Origin of the sequence: Vogesella mureinivorans, from assembly GCF_007644035.1 — a bacterium.
Classification (GTDB): domain Bacteria; phylum Pseudomonadota; class Gammaproteobacteria; order Burkholderiales; family Chromobacteriaceae; genus Vogesella; species Vogesella mureinivorans.
Genome location: NZ_VMTV02000979.1, coordinates 1 through 348 on the forward strand (window position 1 = coordinate 1; position 348 = coordinate 348).

Here is a 348-nt window from a genome sequence, read left to right on the forward strand (position 1 = left end):
GCGTTCAGTTTCATCTGCACCAGCTCGCGCAGCACCGACTCCGGCAGGCGGGTGTGCTCGCGCAGCGGCAGGGCGACATTCTCGAAGGTCGACAGATCCGACAGCAGGCCATTGCCCTGCAGCAGCACGCCCATGCGCCGGCGCAGGCGGAACAGCTCGGCGGTGCTGCGCGTGGGATGCGCGTGATCGAGCACGCGCAGGCGGCCGGCGCTGGGCTCAAGCTCGCCGGTGACCGCATGCAGCAGGGTCGACTTGCCGGCGCCGGAAGGCCCGATCACCGCGGTGACCTTGCCGGCCGGCACGCGCAGGCTGGCCTCGCGCAGGATCACGCGCGGGCCACGCGCCAAG

The 348-nt window shown here is 72.1% G+C and carries 1 protein-coding gene; it reads right to left on the bottom strand.

Features of this window, described 5'->3' with window-relative positions:
* The coding region (locus FLQ44_RS21780) for an ATP-binding cassette domain-containing protein (RefSeq protein ID WP_206209065.1) at positions 1 to 329 on the bottom strand (329 nt) is incomplete at its 3' end.
* Positions 330 to 348: the final 19 nt, after the last annotated feature.